At 61.6% G+C, this 15,820-nt stretch carries 20 protein-coding genes; 11 read left to right on the forward strand and 9 right to left on the reverse strand.

The features are described from left to right. Positions 1–3: 3 nt before the first annotated feature. Entirely contained in the window at positions 4–1,083 is a 1,080-nt protein-coding gene (locus G9X68_RS11105; RefSeq protein ID WP_171602406.1) for an ABC transporter ATP-binding protein, read from the forward strand. 23 nt (positions 1,084–1,106) lie between these two features. On the opposite strand, the gene G9X68_RS11110 is transcribed toward G9X68_RS11105, so the two are convergent. The 8 genes from G9X68_RS11110 to G9X68_RS11140 form a co-directional block, all read right to left on the reverse strand. Beyond that, positions 1,107–1,571 (reverse strand): DUF411 domain-containing protein, encoded by a 465-nt coding sequence (locus tag G9X68_RS11110; RefSeq protein ID WP_171602407.1) that lies wholly within the window; start codon positions 1,569–1,571, stop codon positions 1,107–1,109. Between the two features lie 59 nt (positions 1,572–1,630). Beyond that, complete coding sequence (locus G9X68_RS11115) at positions 1,631–1,918, reverse strand: copper-binding protein (RefSeq protein ID WP_168311881.1); 288 nt, start codon at positions 1,916–1,918, stop codon at positions 1,631–1,633. A 23-nt stretch (positions 1,919–1,941) separates the two neighbouring features. After that, the gene (locus tag G9X68_RS11120; protein ID WP_171602408.1) at positions 1,942–2,421 is read right to left on the reverse strand and encodes a cupredoxin domain-containing protein; all 480 of its coding nucleotides are present in this window, start codon (positions 2,419–2,421) and stop codon (positions 1,942–1,944) included. A 31-nt stretch (positions 2,422–2,452) separates the two neighbouring features. After that, positions 2,453–3,799, reverse strand: a complete 1,347-nt coding sequence (locus G9X68_RS11125) for a multicopper oxidase family protein (RefSeq protein WP_171602409.1) — start codon at positions 3,797–3,799, stop codon at positions 2,453–2,455. A 13-nt stretch (positions 3,800–3,812) separates the two neighbouring features. Continuing rightward, a complete protein-coding gene (locus tag G9X68_RS11130) occupies positions 3,813–5,279 on the reverse strand; it encodes a TolC family protein (RefSeq protein WP_171602410.1) in 1,467 nt (488 codons plus the stop codon). Next, entirely contained in the window at positions 5,276–5,503 is a 228-nt protein-coding gene (locus G9X68_RS31855) for a hypothetical protein (RefSeq protein ID WP_240603319.1), read from the reverse strand. Before G9X68_RS31855 ends, G9X68_RS11130 begins: the two co-directional genes overlap by 4 nt. A gap of 93 nt (positions 5,504–5,596) precedes the next feature. Beyond that, complete coding sequence (locus G9X68_RS11135; protein ID WP_171602411.1) at positions 5,597–6,010, reverse strand: hypothetical protein; 414 nt, start codon at positions 6,008–6,010, stop codon at positions 5,597–5,599. Positions 6,011–6,163: 153 nt separating this feature from the next. Continuing rightward, entirely contained in the window at positions 6,164–6,667 is a 504-nt protein-coding gene (locus G9X68_RS11140; protein ID WP_171602412.1) for a cytochrome b, read from the reverse strand. A 234-nt stretch (positions 6,668–6,901) separates the two neighbouring features. Here G9X68_RS11140 and G9X68_RS11145 point away from each other — a divergent pair, with 234 nt between their 5' ends. The 8 genes from G9X68_RS11145 to G9X68_RS11180 all read left to right on the forward strand — a co-directional run bounded on the left by G9X68_RS11145 (position 6,902) and on the right by G9X68_RS11180 (position 12,870). Further along, entirely contained in the window at positions 6,902–7,462 is a 561-nt protein-coding gene (locus tag G9X68_RS11145; protein WP_171602413.1) for a cytochrome c, read from the forward strand. Between the two features lie 166 nt (positions 7,463–7,628). Further along, entirely contained in the window at positions 7,629–7,838 is a 210-nt protein-coding gene (locus G9X68_RS11150; RefSeq protein WP_003586528.1) for a hypothetical protein, read from the forward strand. A gap of 10 nt (positions 7,839–7,848) precedes the next feature. Next, positions 7,849–8,223, forward strand: a complete 375-nt coding sequence (locus G9X68_RS11155; protein WP_171602414.1) for a GFA family protein — start codon at positions 7,849–7,851, stop codon at positions 8,221–8,223. 161 nt (positions 8,224–8,384) lie between these two features. Then, a complete protein-coding gene (locus G9X68_RS11160; protein WP_171602415.1) occupies positions 8,385–9,677 on the forward strand; it encodes an efflux RND transporter periplasmic adaptor subunit in 1,293 nt (430 codons plus the stop codon). A gap of 12 nt (positions 9,678–9,689) precedes the next feature. Further along, positions 9,690–10,406, forward strand: coding sequence for an ABC transporter ATP-binding protein (locus G9X68_RS11165; RefSeq protein WP_171602416.1), 717 nt, complete (start codon positions 9,690–9,692; stop codon positions 10,404–10,406). Further along, a complete protein-coding gene (locus G9X68_RS11170; protein ID WP_171602417.1) occupies positions 10,396–11,598 on the forward strand; it encodes an ABC transporter permease in 1,203 nt (400 codons plus the stop codon). Before G9X68_RS11165 ends, G9X68_RS11170 begins: the two co-directional genes overlap by 11 nt. Before the next feature lie 74 nt (positions 11,599–11,672). Then, a complete protein-coding gene (locus tag G9X68_RS11175) occupies positions 11,673–12,032 on the forward strand; it encodes a VOC family protein (protein WP_171602418.1) in 360 nt (119 codons plus the stop codon). A gap of 223 nt (positions 12,033–12,255) precedes the next feature. Continuing rightward, the gene (locus G9X68_RS11180) at positions 12,256–12,870 is read left to right on the forward strand and encodes a GntR family transcriptional regulator (RefSeq protein ID WP_171602419.1); all 615 of its coding nucleotides are present in this window, start codon (positions 12,256–12,258) and stop codon (positions 12,868–12,870) included. A 51-nt stretch (positions 12,871–12,921) separates the two neighbouring features. Here G9X68_RS11180 and G9X68_RS11185 read toward each other — a convergent pair whose 3' ends face one another. Further along, the gene (locus G9X68_RS11185; RefSeq protein WP_003559318.1) at positions 12,922–13,734 is read right to left on the reverse strand and encodes a ferredoxin--NADP reductase; all 813 of its coding nucleotides are present in this window, start codon (positions 13,732–13,734) and stop codon (positions 12,922–12,924) included. Between the two features lie 356 nt (positions 13,735–14,090). Between G9X68_RS11185 and pcsA the strand changes: the two genes are divergently transcribed. Continuing rightward, entirely contained in the window at positions 14,091–14,819 is a 729-nt protein-coding gene (pcsA, locus tag G9X68_RS11190) for a phosphatidylcholine synthase (protein ID WP_012757415.1), read from the forward strand. A gap of 10 nt (positions 14,820–14,829) precedes the next feature. After that, the gene (locus G9X68_RS11195) at positions 14,830–15,810 is read left to right on the forward strand and encodes a quinone oxidoreductase family protein (protein WP_171602420.1); all 981 of its coding nucleotides are present in this window, start codon (positions 14,830–14,832) and stop codon (positions 15,808–15,810) included. Positions 15,811–15,820 lie beyond the last annotated feature (10 nt).

Here is a 15,820-nt window from a genome sequence, read left to right on the forward strand (position 1 = left end):
TGCATGAGCGGGCTCGAGCTCAGGAACATCGTCAAGAATTTCGGCGCCGTCGAGGTCATTCGCGATGTCTCGCTTCATGTCAACGACGGCGAGTTCGTCGCTTTCGTCGGCCCTTCCGGTTGCGGAAAATCGACATTGCTGCGCCTGATCGCCGGCCTCGATAAGCCCACAGGCGGCAGCATCGCCATCGACGGCAAGGATGTTACCGCTATCAGCGCCGCCGATCGCGGCCTAGCCATGGTCTTCCAGTCCTATGCGCTCTATCCACATATGAGTGTTAGGGAAAACCTCGCCTTTGGTCTTGAGAACACCAAGGTGGCGAAGGCCGAGATCGAAGCGCGCATCACCGACGCCGCACGCATGCTGGAGATCGAACCTTTCCTGCAGCGCCGCCCGGGCCAGCTGTCCGGCGGCCAGCGCCAGCGCGTCGCCATCGGCCGCGCCATCGTGCGGCGGCCGGATGCCTTCCTGCTCGACGAGCCGCTATCCAATCTCGACGCCGAACTCAGGGTCAGCATGCGTGCCGAACTGGCGGCCCTTCACGCCCGCCTGAAGGCGACGATGATCTATGTCACCCATGACCAGGTCGAGGCGATGACGCTGGCCGACCGCATCGTCGTGCTGAGAGGCGGCAGGATCGAGCAGGTGGGAACACCGCTCGAACTCTACAACAAGCCGGCCAACCGTTTCGTCGCCGGCTTCATCGGCGCACCGCACATGAATTTTCTCGAAGGTGCGATTGTCGGTCACGAGGGTGGTTTCGCTGAGGTCGAAACGGTCGGCGGCCATCGTCTCTCGGTGATTGCCAAGGAGGCACGCCCGACGGGCGAAAGAGTCAGCATCGGCATCCGCCCGCAACACATTACCCTTGCCGATGCGGGCTCGGCGGGCAGGCTGGATACCCGCGTTACCCTTGTCGAGGAATTGGGCTCGGAGACCGTCGTCCACGCCGACGCAGGCGGGAAGAAGCTGATTGCGGTCTTTGCCGGCCAGCAGCGGATGAAATCGGGCGACAGCTTGCCGCTGCACCTCGACCACGATGTGCTGCACCTCTTCGGCGAGGACGGCCGGCGTCTGTCCTGAGCCACAGCTCGGGCTTGGAGGCGTCAGGCCTTGCGGGGACGAACCTCCATAAACACGTATGGCGCGCTGGTTTCCGAGGGGATCGCATAGACGTCATAGACCGCGGCCGGATCGACACCCATTCCCAATGAGCCGGACGGCATCCCCGGCACGGCCAGTCCTCGGACCGGGGGCCGCTCTCGAAGCAGGCGCTGCACGGCCTCGAGCGGAACATGTCCCTCAAGGTAGTATTCCTCGACGACAGCGGTATGGCATCCTTCCATTTCGGAAGGCACGCGAAGCCGTGCCTTGACTGCGGCAAGGTCGTCGGTGTTGTGGAGATCGACGGAATAACCCGACTCCGCCATTGCTTTCGCCCATTCGTGGCAACAACCGCAATTCGGGTCCTTATGGACAGTCATTTCTGCCGGAGCCGCGGCACGGGCCTTTCCACTCAGGAACACCAGGGCAGAGCCCGCCATTGCAATGAAACTTCTTCTTCTGTGCATCGTCTGCGCTCCTCGATGTCCTGCCGCCCGGATCGACCGACCCGGGCGGCAGGAGGCGGTTATTTTACATTGGTGACGGTCAGCTTGCCATTCACACGCTCGGCAACGAACTCGACATTCGCGCCTTCTTTCAGTTTTTCGATCAGAGCCGGGTCTTCGACGCGGAAGACCATCGTCATCGCGGGCATGTCGAGGTTCTTCAGATCCTCATGCTTGATGGTGACCTTCTTTGCCTTTGTGTCGACCTTGTTGACGACACCCTTGGTGAATTCCTCGGCGAATGCGCCGAAGGCTGCGCTGGCGCAGAGCAGGGCGGCGAGGCCGATTTTGATCATTGCAGTTTTCATGTGTGTAGCTCCTTTGTTGCAGATTACTTGCCGGCGACGGTGACGTCGCCATGCATGCCGGCCTCGTAGTGACCGGGGATCAGGCAGGCGAACTTGAATTCGCCGTCGGTGGTGAACTTCCAAACGATCTCGCCGGATTGGCCAGGCGGAAGACGGATGGAGTTGGGGTCGGCATGTTCCATTTCCGGGAACTTCTCCATGACCTTCTTGTGCTCCAGGATCTTGTCTTCCTGATCGAGTACGAATTCGTGGTCGACGGTTCCGGCATTCTTGATCGCGATCTTGACCGTCTGCCCTTTGCGGACGTTGAAGGCTGCCGGGGTAAACAGCATCTTTCCGTCGTCGGTTTCCTTCATCGTGACGCGGATGGTCTGTGTCGCCTTGGCCTTGTCGCCGGGTTCTCCGATAGCCATCTTCTCGCCGTGGCCACCGGCATGATTGCCTGAGGCAAGTGCCGGCGACGCGAGTGCTGCGAGGGCCAGTGCCATGAGATAATTCTTCATCCGTAATTCCTTTCGATGTTGAGATTGGACCTCAGCCGTTTGTCGGCTTCGGCGTGATTTGCGTTTTCGCGTCTTTGGCCTTGGTCGCGTCCGGAAGTTCTCCGGTCCACTCGAAGGCCTGCGTTCCGGGCGGGTTTTCGTACCAGCCGGGATCTGAGTAATCGTCCGCCGAGATCCCCTCGCGGACCTTAACGACCGAAAACATGCCGCCCATTTCGATCGGACCATGCGGCCCCCAGCCAGTCATCATCGGAACGGTGTTCTCGGGGATGGGCATTTCCATTTCGCCCATGTCGGCCATGCCCTTGGTGCCCATGGGCATGTATTCCGGCTGCAGCTTCCTGATCTTCTCGGCGACCTTCGACTTGTCCGCACCGATGAAGGTTGGAATGTCGTGACCCATGGCGTTCATCGTGTGGTGTGATTTGTGGCAGTGGATCGCCCAGTCGCCGGGATGCCTGGCGTCGAACTCGTAGGCTCGCATCGCGCCGACCGGGATGTCGATGCTCACCTCCGGCCACCGCGCCTCCGGCCGGACCCAGCCGCCGTCGGTGCATGTCACCTCGAAGTCGTAGCCATGCATGTGGATCGGATGGTTGGTCATCGTCAGGTTGCCGACACGCACCCGCACCCTGTCGTTCTTTGAAACGACGAGAGGGCTGATGTCCGGGAACACGCGGCTGTTCCAGCACCACATGTTGAAGTCGGTCATCTCCATGATCCGCGGCACGTAGGAGCCCGGGTCGATGTCGTAGGCGTTGAGCAGGAAGACGAAGTCTCGGTCGACGCGCATGAACTTGGGATCTTTCGGATGGATCACGAAGAAACCCATCATGCCCATCGCCATCTGCACCATCTCGTCGGAATGCGGGTGGTACATGAAGGTGCCGGATTTCACGAGGTCGAACTCGTAGACGTAGGTCTTGCCGACTGGAATATGTGGCTGCGTCAGGCCGCCGACGCCGTCCATGCCCGACGGCAGGATCATGCCGTGCCAGTGGATCGTCGTGTGCTCGGGCAGCTTGTTGGTGACGAAGATGCGGACGCGATCTCCCTCGACAGCCTCGATCGTCGGTCCCGGTGACTGTCCGTTGTAGCCCCACAGATAGGCGGTCATGCCGTCCGCCATCTCGCGTTCGACCGGTTCGGCGACGAGGTGGAATTCCTTGACCCCATTGTTCATCCGATGCGGCAGGGTCCAGCCGTTGAGGGTGACCACCGGCTGGTATTCCGGGCCGGAGCTAGGGTGGAGCGGCGGCTGCATCTCCGCCGATTCCATCGTCGGGGCCTCAGGCAGACCCATCGCCGACGTCTTCGTCCAGGCGGCTGTGGTGAGCAGAGCGGCGCTTGCTCCAAAAAGTTGTCGTCTGTTGAACATGGTGTGTCCTTTCTCAATGACCGCCGTCACCGCCGCTTTCGGAAGCAGCAACGACCTCGGCCTCTGCCGACGCCTTCGTCGCGCCGCCGCCGTAGATCGCAGGCGCCAGATTGGCTTCGGCCAGCCAGAAATCGCGCTTCGCGTTGACGGAGAGCAGGGTGGAGTTGATCTTGTCGCGGGTGTCTGTCAGCAGCTCGAAGGTGTTCGAGATCATGCCGTTGTAGGTCAGCAGGGATTCCTCCTCGACCTTGGTTCGCAGCGGCACGACGTTGTTGCGGTAGTGCCGCGCGATATCGTAGTTCGAGCGGTAAGCCTCGTAGGCGGAGCGTGCTTCCGAGCGGACGTTGACGGCTTTCTCTGCCAAGAGGTTCGCCGCCCGCATGTAGGCCAGCTCGGACTTGCGCATCCGGGCCTTGCCGGTGTCGAAGATCGGGATGGCGAACTCAAGCTCGACCTGCCCGGTGGTTCGCGTTTTCGTCTCGTCGTCCTCGATTTCCCGTTCCGTTTCGAAACCGGTCAGGATCTCGAGATCGGTCACATAGCGCGTCGCCTCGGCGAGACCGTAGGATCTGGCCGTGGCCTCAAGGTCGAGCTTGGCGATCTGCAGGTCGATGTGGTTCCTGAGAGCCTCGCTCTCGATGGTATCGCGTCTGACGACGGATTTGGGGAGCGGGGGCAGGCTGTTCGGAACCTGATAGTCCAGGTCGGAGCCCCAGAGACCCATCAGCCGCGTCAGCTCCTCCTTGGCGAGACGTGCCGATAGCCGAGCCTTCGCCGTCTCTCCGGCGAGTTCGGCGACGAACACATGTTCACGGGCTTGGGCGCCCTTGGCCATTGCACCTGTCTCGCCGAGTTTCTCGGCGAGTTCCGAGGCTGCGTCGGCAGTCGCCTGGGCGTGCTGGAGCTGCCCGACATTCTCCCATGACGCGACCGCACCGATCCAGGCGCGCCGGGTGTCAGCGGCGACCTGAAGCGTCTTCACCGCCGCGATCAATTGCGCCTGCCGGAAGCGGGTGTCGGCGATCGCCATGTCCCTGTTCTTCGTGGCGAGCGCCAGGATGTTCGTCGTGATCATCCCTTCGATCGTTTTGAACGCCTGCAGTTCCGGAGTTCCGATCCCGGTCGTGCCGATGGAGACGGCCGGGTTGATGAACATCGTCGACTGCCAGGCGTCGGCGGCGCTGTCGCCAAGATCGGCATAGGCGGCCTGGAGGCCCTTGTTGTTGAGCAGCGCGATCTGGACGGCAGTCTCGACGTCGAGAGGTTTCGTTCGAGCAAGCAGACTTTTGACCTGCGCGGCCGCCGATCGGGCCTGGCTCTGGTTCTGGATCCAGACGGTTTCTTTCGCCGTCACAGTGGCGGTTTTGTTGGCAACGGAGGTGAAGCCCGCCTCTTTGCGGGAATAGTCGGCGCCTGTAACGCAGCCGCTCAAGGCGAGCGGGAATGCCAGCGCCGCGATCAGTCTTGTGGTGCCGATCATGAGTCGTCTCCATTCATGGGAGACTGCAGATCGTTCTGTCTGCGCCAGGGTTTGGGATCGACCGGCTGGCGGGCGACGTAACCTGTGATCGGCGACCTGTATGCCGCCGGAAGCGCGGACGGCTGAACGACCGCGGTGGGAAACGCCACCACGTCGGGAGGAAGCGTGGATGCGCAGCCACCGGCAACAAGCGGCAGCCCCACCACGAAAAACGAGGGTTTCATTTTGAAATGTCCGAATAGGAGATAGCCTACAGGGCGCTCGCCCAGAAGCAGGCAAGCGTCCGACTAGACCCGATCAAGCGGGTGCGTCTCTATTCAGATATTCGGGGGACGGTGGAGGGGCGGCAGTTCGCCAAGGGTCGTCCGGTCGTCGATGAACTGCCGGATCGAGGTTACGACCGGTCCGCCGACATCTTGGCCTTCACAAATAATGCCGAGCCCACCACAGAAATCCTTGCAGCATTCTTGCTTGACGGGCTTCGATACGCCATCTGCGTTACCGCCGGCCTCGCCCTGGGAATGGTCATGGACAGCCATCTTCGTCATGTCATGGCCATCGTGATGCTGCACAGCATCGGTTTCGGACACGACCGCTGCCATTTCGGGGAACGAGGAGCCATGCATGGCGGCGCTAGCGTTCGACAGCGAGTACCCCGCCAGTGATACGATGATCACCAGCCGTATCATCACGAGCAGCCTGCTCATTGCGATTCGGTACATCTTGCCCATGCTCCTCGAACTACATGCTAAGCAGTTCGATTTCAATTGCAACTCATCTGTCGTCAATGTTCGAGCCTTTTGTGTGGCACGAACATCATCCCGTTCACGATCCTGGTGTTCGCCGCCAAGACCGGCCGCTATGTCGTGCTGACGCTGGCCACTCTAGAAATTCTCGGCTGACCGCTTCCGGCGCGAGAACACCATGCGGTCGACCGTCTCGTCCCGGGCGACCAGCGTGTGCCAGGCCGCTGCGGCGAGGTGCAGCGCGACCATCGCCAGGATAATCCTCGACCCGATCACGTGATACGGCGCAATGGCGAACGAGAGATAGCTCGCGACGAACCCCATGCAGGCCTGTCCGATGATTGCGACGTAGAAGCCGTAGTGAAGCGCCTTCGCGGCCCGCCCGGCCCATGAATCCGGCCCGCTGGTTTCGGGCGGTTGAAGGAGACGAAGAACCAGCCGCACGCCCATCAGCAGGCCGATCGCCATTCCCGCGTAGTTGTGAAGTTGGTGCTGGACGACGTCCCAAGAGGATGGCGTGATACCCATGTGGACGGCGTGATGGGTTCTCTCGATGCTGCCGCCGGTCAGATACTGGACCGGCACCATGAAGGCGACCAGCCAGTGGAGTCCTATCTGGGCGAGCGAGTAGCCACTCTTCATCGATCCTCTCCGAGCGAGAGGCGCAGACTAACCGGCGACAGTTAATGCTTTCTCATCGCCCGGTTGCAAAAAGATCTGAGTGCTACAGATCAACGCCGATTGGAAGCTGAGAATGCGCGGGCCGCCTGATGGGCGCGCATCCGCCCTCTTGCTGCCCAGATAAAGACGGATATCCGGTCACGGCATCGGATATCCGTTGCAGCATCATGGTCACCAATCCAGGCGGCGTCGTCGATGAGATTAACAGCTGACGCGAACAAATTCGGACTGCTCGCCTTCGTGGCAGCGGTCCTGATAACGGCGGCCATGGCTTCTGCCGAGGAGGACGTTATCGCCATTCGGCAGGCGGACATGAAAGCCATGGCCGCAGCGGCAAAGACGATCTCCGGCATGTTCAAGGATTCGACGACCTACAAGGCCAGCGAGTTCAAATGGGCGGCCGACACCATCCGCGACAGGTCTGGAGGCGTTCTCTCTGCACATTTCGCGTCCGCGTCCGCGGCCGACAGTCGGCAGTCGAAGGCCGGGCCGAACATCCTTAAGGAGCGCGACCGGTTCGACCGCATCGCCAGCGACCTGCGCGACTACGCCGTCGCGCTGGATGCCGCCGCGCAAAAGAACCCCGGGCCGATGCCTGCCAGCATGCGCATGAGGCCCGGAGAGGCCATGGGTGGCGGTCCTTTCGGCACTCACGTCCGCAACGAGCACGAACTGTCGACGATGCCGGCGGAACACGCGTTCCACCTCATGCTGCAGACCTGCACGACCTGCCACACCCGGTTCAGGATGGAATGATGGCTGCCACCGCAACCTCGATCAAAAAAATGCGCATATCGAACGAAAAGGTTCCAGGAAAACAACCGCATCCATCCATGCCCGAAGCCGCTATGCGGCTCGCGGGCTCTTTCCAAATCGACAGGTCGCTCTAGCTTAAAGGGGACGTGACGAAAAGGAGAAACCCATGACCGACGCACCGAATACGGCGACCCCGGCGCGAAGAGTGTTGCGTGGCCGCCCCTACAGCATCGGCGAATTTGCCAGGAAATACCGGTTGGACGACAAGGAGGCAAAGCGCCTCTACGACAAGTTCGGCCCGTCGGCCACCGAACTCGACCTGTTGATGGCAGCAAAGCGGCGCCCGCCGGGCCTTCCCACAAGTCTCGACGCCTGAAGGCGCCTCTATGAGGATCCGAACCGGAAGTTGCCTTTGCGGGGCGGTGGCCTATCGGGTGGAAGGCGAGCCGCTTCGCATCGGCCTCTGCCACTGCGCCGATTGCCGCAAATCGAGCGGCTCCGCCTTCACCTTCTTCGCGGTCTGGCCGCGCCAGGCTTTCTCCCATAACGGCGAGATCGCCACTTTCTCCGGCCGCAGCTTCTGCCCCGCCTGCGGCGGCAGGCTTTTCTGCCTCAGGGAAGACGAGGCGGAAATTCGCCTGGGATCCCTGGACACTCCGCCGACCGACCTTGCGCCTGGCTATGAAGTCTGGATCAAGCGGCGGGAACCGTGGCTGCATCCTTTGCCCGGCGCGGATCAATTTGCCGAGGATGCGGATTGACCGACGGTTGCGCACCGAAACTTGACTTTTCTTACCAATATTTCATTTCCCCCATCCGCAATTCCGTGCCACTTCCGCGGCAACGCTAATGCCCGGTTCATCTGCGTTGTGATTATTTCGCTGCAGAGGCCGCAGGCGGCCACTGACGGATTGAGGACGACATGAACAAAATCGTAAGCGGTAGCGAAACCGGAGCAAAGACAGGCGCGGCGTCCGATCTCGCAGCGGTCCTTGCCGCGTCGGGACGGCAGGGCAAGCGCAGCCGCTGGCGCGGACGCCTGTTCATCCTGCTGATCCTTATCGCTGCCGCAGCCGTCGCCGCTTATTTCTATATGGGCCGCGGGCAAAGCGAAGTGAGCTATGCCACCCAGCCGGCAAAACGCGGCGACCTGACGGTGCTCGTCACCGCCACCGGCTCGGTACAGCCGACCGAGCAGGTGGATATATCGAGCGAGCTTTCCGGCACGGTCCGCGACGTCAATGTCGATTACAACAGCACGGTCAAATCAGGCGAAGTGCTCGCTCTCCTTGATACGAACAAGCTCGAGGCGGATGTGAAGAGTTCGCGCGCCAAGCTCAATTCGGCCAAGGCGAACGTCGTCAAGGCCAATGCCGATATGCAATCGGCAAGCACCTCTCTCGAGCGGTTGAAGAGCCTCGTCAGGAGCAACGTCTCCACCCAGCAGAGCCTCGACGACGCCAGCTACAAATATGATTCCGCCGTCGCCGCCAAACAGATCAATGAGGCCGAGGTTCTCGCCTCAGAGGCCGACCTGCAGCTTGCCGAGGTCAATCTCGCCAAGGCGAAGATCATATCGCCGATCGACGGCGTCATCCTCACCCGCTCCGTCAATCCGGGCGCCACCGTCGCAGCCTCGCTGTCGGCGCCGATCCTTTTCACCATCGCCGGCGATCTGAAGAAGATGGAGCTGCAGGTCGATGTCGACGAGGCCGATGTCGGCCAGATCGCCGTCGGCCAGAAGGCGAAGTTCACTGTCGACGCCTATCCCGACCGGACCTTTCCCGCCGAGATCGAGCAGATCCGCTTCGCCTCCGAAGTGGTCAACAATGTCGTGACCTATAAGGCGGTATTATCCGTCGACAATGCCGATCTGCTGCTGCGCCCCGGCATGACGGCGACGGCCGATGTCACCGTCGAGGCCGTCAAGGACACGCTGATGGTGCCGAACGCCGCGCTGCGCTACGCGCCGGCGCAGGCGGAAAGGCGCGGCCGCGGCATTTTCGGCATCTTCGGCCCGCCGCGCCAGCGCAACAACAATGCCGGTCCGGCGCTGAAGGGCGCTGAGCGCCGCGTCTGGGTGCTGCGCAACGGCCGGCCAGTGCCTGTTGTCATCCAGGTCGGCTCATCCGACGGCCAGTTCACACAGGTCGTCTCCGGCGACCTCAAACAAGACGACGCACTGGTGATCGACGCCACGGCGCGTGCGAACTAGGCGGAGAGACGGATGGCAAGCCCGCCGCTCATCGAATTCCGACAGGTCTCGAAAATCTACGGCGAGGGCGAGGCGGCTATCCGCGCGCTCGACCGCGTCGACCTAGCGATCAACGCCCATGAATTCGTCGCGATCATGGGGCCGTCTGGCTCCGGCAAGTCGACGGCGATGAACATTCTCGGCTGCCTCGACGTGCCGACATCAGGCGATTACATCTTCGAGGGCATTCCGACCAGCGGCTTCGACCGCAGCCAGCTGACGCTGCTGCGCCGCCACATGCTCGGCTTCGTCTTCCAGGGCTTCAACCTCCTGTCGCGCACCTCGGCCGTCGAAAATGTCGAACTGCCGCTGATCTATCGCGGCATGGCGGTGCGCGAGCGGCGCAATCGGGCCCGCGAAGCCCTGGCGTTGGTCGGCCTCACCGGGCGCGAGCATCACAAGACACAGGAACTGTCAGGCGGCCAGCAGCAGCGCGTCGCCATCGCCCGCGCCATCGTCACCGAGCCGGCACTGCTGCTCGCCGATGAGCCCACCGGCAATCTCGACACCAAGACCAGCGTCGAGATCATGGATCTGATGACGCGGCTGAACCGCGAGCAGGGCATCACCATCGTCATGGTCACCCACGAGCCCGATATCGCCGCCTATGCCCAGCGGCTGCTGCGTTTCGTCGACGGCAAGCTGGAGACGGAAGTCGAGCACCGGAGGAGGGCGGATCATGTTCTTTGAGACGCTGAAGCTGGCGCTGCGGGCCATCAGCCGCAACATGCTGCGCTCGTTCCTGACCGTGCTCGGCGTCGTCATCGGCGTTGCCGCTGTCATCGCGCTGGTGACGATCGGCAACGGCACCACCGCGCAAGTCTCGACCGAGTTGTCGCGGCTCGGCACCAACATGCTCTTCGTCCGTCCCGGCCAGTTCGGCCCCGGCCGGGCTAGCTCCGAGGCCAAGCGCTTCAGCGTTAAGGACGTCGCGGCCATCCGCGACCAGATCGGGGGCCTCAGGGCCGTGGCGCCGCTCAACCAGTCGACGGCGACCGTGATCTTCGGCGGCCAGAACCATTCCACCAGCGTCTCCGGCACTACCAATGATTATTTCATCGCGCAGGACTGGAACCTGGCGCTCGGCCGCAATTTCACCCCTGCTGAGGAACGCGGCCAAGCGCGCTGCATCATCGGTGAGACGGTGCGCTCGCAGCTTTTCGGCAGCGCCGACCCCACAGGCCAGCAGATCCGCGTTGGCAAGGTCTCGTGCCCCCTCATCGGCGTGCTGGCCAAGCGCGGCCAGTCCGGCATGGGCAATGACCAGGATGATGTTGTCATCATGCCGGTCAAGGTGTTTCAGCGGCGCATCAGCGGCAACAGCAACGTGCCGCAGATTATCATCTCGGCGCGCGACGGCGTCTCCACCGCGAAGGTGCAGTCCGATGTCGAAAATCTCCTGCGCGAGCGCCGTAAGATCGTGCCCGGCCGCCAGGACGATTTCAACGTCAACGACATGACCCAGATCGCCGAGGCGATGACCGGCACGACGACGCTGCTGACCGGCCTGCTCGGCGCCGTCGCTGCGATCAGCCTGCTCGTCGGCGGCATCGGCATCATGAACATCATGCTGGTCTCCGTCACCGAGCGCACCCGTGAGATCGGCATCCGCCTGGCGATCGGCGCACTCGAAAACCAGGTGCTCACCCAGTTCCTGGTCGAGGCGGTGGCGCTGTCGCTGTTCGGCGGCATCACCGGCATCATACTGGGCCTCGGCCTCGGCTTCGGCACCGTGACGCTGCTGAAAGTGCCCTTCGTCTTCAGCCCGCTGATGGTCGCCGTCGCCTTCCTCTTCTCCGCGGCAATCGGCATGATCTTCGGCTATTTCCCGGCGAGAAGGGCAGCGCAACTCAATCCCATCGAGGCGCTGCGGCACGAGTAATGCGCCGTGGCAAAACGCATGATGTCCATCTACTCTTGTCAATCGAACGCAACCGCTATCGGAGGCCAAGCATCATGCCGCTCAACAGGCTGGTGATCTACGCTGGGAATGTCGAGGAAACGGCGCGCTTTTATGAGAAACACTTCGGTTTCAAGGCGACCAGCCTGCCGGGCGACAGGATCGTTGAACTCATCGCTCAGGACGGCGGTGCGAATATCATGCTGCATCAAGCCGCCAAGGGGCAGCGGAGCGGTCAATCCACCGTCAAGCTGGTCTTCGACGTGGAGGACGTCGAGGCTTTCTGCAGGCGATGCGCGGAGAATGGCCTGGAGTTCGGAGCCATCCATAACGCCGACGGTTATCTGTTCGCCAATGCAAAAGACCCGTGTCAAAATTCGATCTCGGTTTCGAGCCGGGCTTTTCGCAAGGGGTGACCGAGGGGTAGGTGCCGGCCTGATGACGTGGGCGAGGCGGCGTGCCTCAGTAGGCCGGCGGGTGGTAGGACCCTTCACGGCGCAGACGTCAATGCGTCGCCGAGTTTCAGCAGCCTCGCCTATGTTATCTATCTGTCTCTATTATGATATTCAGTGCCGACTTGTCTTCGGTTTTTGACCGTGCCACTATGTGATATATCAGACTTGGCGACGGAGCTCCTTATTGCAGACTTCACAGAGCCATCTTGCTTATCTCGCACTGGAGCATCTGATCGTGACGCTGGCGCTGAAGCCCGGCGCGCTTGTCACTGAAAAGCAGCTGATCGATATGGCAGGCCACGGGCGTACGCCGGTGCGCGAGGCGATCCAGAAGCTCGCCTGGCAGGGGCTGATCCTGGTGAAGCCGCGTGTCGGCCTGCAGGTCGCCGAGATCGCGGCTGAGGATCATGGCAATGTCATGCAGGTGCGCCGTGAGCTGGAGCCGATCGCGGCAGGCCTCGTCGCCGAACATGCGAGCGACGAGCAGCGCGCGCGCCTCATCGACTGCGCCGGCGCGATGGAGGAATGCGCCGTCACCGGCGATCTCGCCGGCTTCTTCGCTGCCGACAAGGCCTTCGACGAAATCCTTGAAGATGCCTGCCCGAACGGCTTCATCACGGCAGCACTCGGCCCGGTGCAAACGCATTCACGCCGCCTCTGGTACTCCAAGGCAAGCCCGGAGCGCATGGATCGCTCCATTGCGCTGCACGTGGCCGTCATCCGCGCTATCCATCAGGGCAGGCCGGATGAAGCGCGCGCCACCATGACGGTGCTGATCGATTACCTCAGCCAGACATAGAAACGGCTCCGTTTCCGGAGCCGCTGTCAGAGCTGATTGTCGAGAAAAACGTCAGCCGACGAAAGCGCGCTCGATGACGAATTCGGCGGGCTTGCTGTTGGCGCCTTCATCGAGGCCGGCTTTCTCGAGCAGTTCCTTGGTATCCTTCAGCATGGCCGAGGAACCGCAGATCATGCCGCGGTCGATCACCGGGTCGAGCGGCGGTACGCCGAGATCGGTGAACAGCTTGCCGGAGGAGATCAGGTCGGTGATGCGGCCGCGATATTCGAAATCCTCGCGCGTGACTGTCGGGTAGTGGCGCAGCTTGTCGCCGACGACTTCCTTCAGCAATTCGTCGTTCTGAATCTCGTGCACGAGGTCGAAGCCGTATTTCAGCTCGGCGACATCGCGTGTTGTATGGGTGAGGATGACTTCCTCGAACTTCTCGTAGGTCTCGGGATCGCGGATCAGGCTGGCGAAAGGCGCAATGCCCGTTCCCGTCGAGAACATGTAGAGACGACGGCCGGGCGTCAGCGCATCGAGCACCAGCGTGCCCGTCGGCTTCTTGCGCATCAGCACCTGGTCGCCCGGCTTGATCGCCTGCAGATGTGAGGTGAGCGGGCCGTCCGGCACCTTGATCGAGAAGAATTCAAGCTCTTCGGCCCAGGCGGGGCTGGCGATCGAATAGGCGCGGAAGACCGGCTTGCCCTCGACCATCAGGCCGATCATCGCGAATTCGCCGGAACGGAAACGGAAGCCCTGTGGCCGGGTCATCGTGAAGCGGAAGAGCCGGTCGGTATAGTGCGTGACATCGAGCACCGTCTCGGCGTAGACGCCGGCGGGGATGGACGAGGCGAAGTCTTCGGTCTTTGCAGGCGCGTTCATTGCGGTAGAGGATCCCGTTTCGTCGGATGAACTGTCGGATGCGAGCGAGATATTACATATCGGGCCGGAATTAAAGGCATTCCATTCCACGCGACGCTTCTAAAGGGAAATATGCATGTCATCGTCAGGATTCAATGGGGAGCAGGGGGCGGGTGGGGAATGTCGTATTTCCCGCTGGCGAAGCCCGGCAAAGGATGCATATTAGAGCAGCACGCCGGAAACACATGCCGATTTTCGGCAAAAACGGTGCGACAACAAAGACCTACGGCGTCGAACCCGATTCAGCGACAGGGTCCGGCGATGGTGGCGAAAAAAGATGCTTGCCGGGGCGAGCGCGATAGGGCGGTCGGGGGAATATGAAGATTTTCAACTACAAGCGTGTTCCTTATGCGGAGATGCGCGCCTTTTCCGTCCATATCCTGACGGCATCCGGCTCCTTCCTTGCCTTTCTCGGCGTCGTTGCCGCCGCCGAGCACCGCTTCATCGACATGTTCTGGTGGCTGGGACTTGCGCTTCTCGTCGACGGCATAGACGGGCCCATCGCCCGCAAGGTGCGCGTCAAGGAAGTGCTGCCGAACTGGTCGGGCGACACACTCGACAATATCATCGATTACGTCACCTATGTGCTTCTGCCGGCCTTCGCGCTCTATCAGAGCGGCATGATCGGCGAGCCCTGGTCCTTCGTCGCCGCCGGCATGATCGTCGTCTCCAGCGCCATCTACTATGCCGATATGGGCATGAAGACGGATGAGTATTTCTTCTCCGGTTTCCCCGTCGTCTGGAACATGATCGTCTTCACGCTGTTCGTCATCGATGCCAGCGCCACGACGGCGCTCACCGTTGTCATCGTTTCGGTGGTGCTGACCTTCCTGCCGATCAATTTCCTCCACCCGGTCCGGGTCAAAAGGCTGCGCCCGCTCAACCTCGGCGTCTTTTTCCTATGGTCGGCGCTCGGCATTTTTTCGCTGCTGATGCATTTCGACACACCCGAATGGGCGCTCATTCTCTTCATCGTGACCGGCGCCTATCTTTACGTCATCGGCGCGGTGCTGCAATTCTTCCCCGCCCTTGGACGCGAAGCATAGGACAGGCAAGATGAGCAAAACGCAGGCTGTTTCATTTTCGAGAACGGGTGGGCCGGAGGTTTTCGACTATGTCGAGATCGATCTTCCCTCACCCTCGGCGGGCGAGGTGCAGATCAGCCAGGCGGCAGTCGGGCTTAACTTCATTGACGTCTATTTCCGCAACGGCACCTACAAGACGCCGCATCTGCCCTTTGTCACCGGCAAGGAGGGCGCCGGCACTGTGACATCGGTCGGCCCCGGCGTCGAGGACTTCAAGGTCGGCGACCGTGTCGCCTATGCCAGTGCCGACGGCGCCTATAGCGCCGAACGCAATATCGAGACGCGGCATCTGGTGCATGTGCCCCAGGGAATCGAGCTCGAAACGGCAGCGGCAATGATGCTGAAGGGCATGACCGCCGAATATCTCTTGAACCGCACCTTCAAGGTCGGGCCTGAGACGGTCCTGCTGTTCCACGCCGCTGCCGGCGGCGTCGGCTTGATCACCGGCCAGTGGGCAAAGGCGCTCGGCGCCACCGTCATCGGCACGGCGGGGTCGCAAGACAAGATCGAGCTGGCGCTCGCCCATGGCTACGACCATGTGATCAACTACAAGAGCGACAGCTTCGTCGACCGTGTCCGCGACATCACCGGCGGCAAGGGCGTGGATGTCGTCTACGATTCCATCGGCCGCGATACTTTTCCACAGTCCCTTGACTGCTTGAAGCCGCGCGGCCTTTTTGCCTCCTTCGGCCAATCCTCCGGGCCGATCGAGAATTTCACCCTTGCGGCTTTGGCGCAGAGGGGCTCGCTCTTTGCGACGCGGCCGACGCTCTTCACCTATATCGCCGCGCGCCAGGAACTGATCGACAGTGCGAAAGCGCTATTTGATATTGTGCAAAGCAACAAAGTGCGTATCAATATCAATCAAACCTATCCGCTGCGTGAGGTTGGGCAGGCTCACGCGGATTTGGAAACAAGAAAAACAACAGGAACGACGCTGCTGATTCCATGAGATCCGAACG

This window comes from Rhizobium changzhiense (genome assembly GCF_013087625.1).
Taxonomy (GTDB): domain Bacteria; phylum Pseudomonadota; class Alphaproteobacteria; order Rhizobiales; family Rhizobiaceae; genus Rhizobium; species Rhizobium sophorae.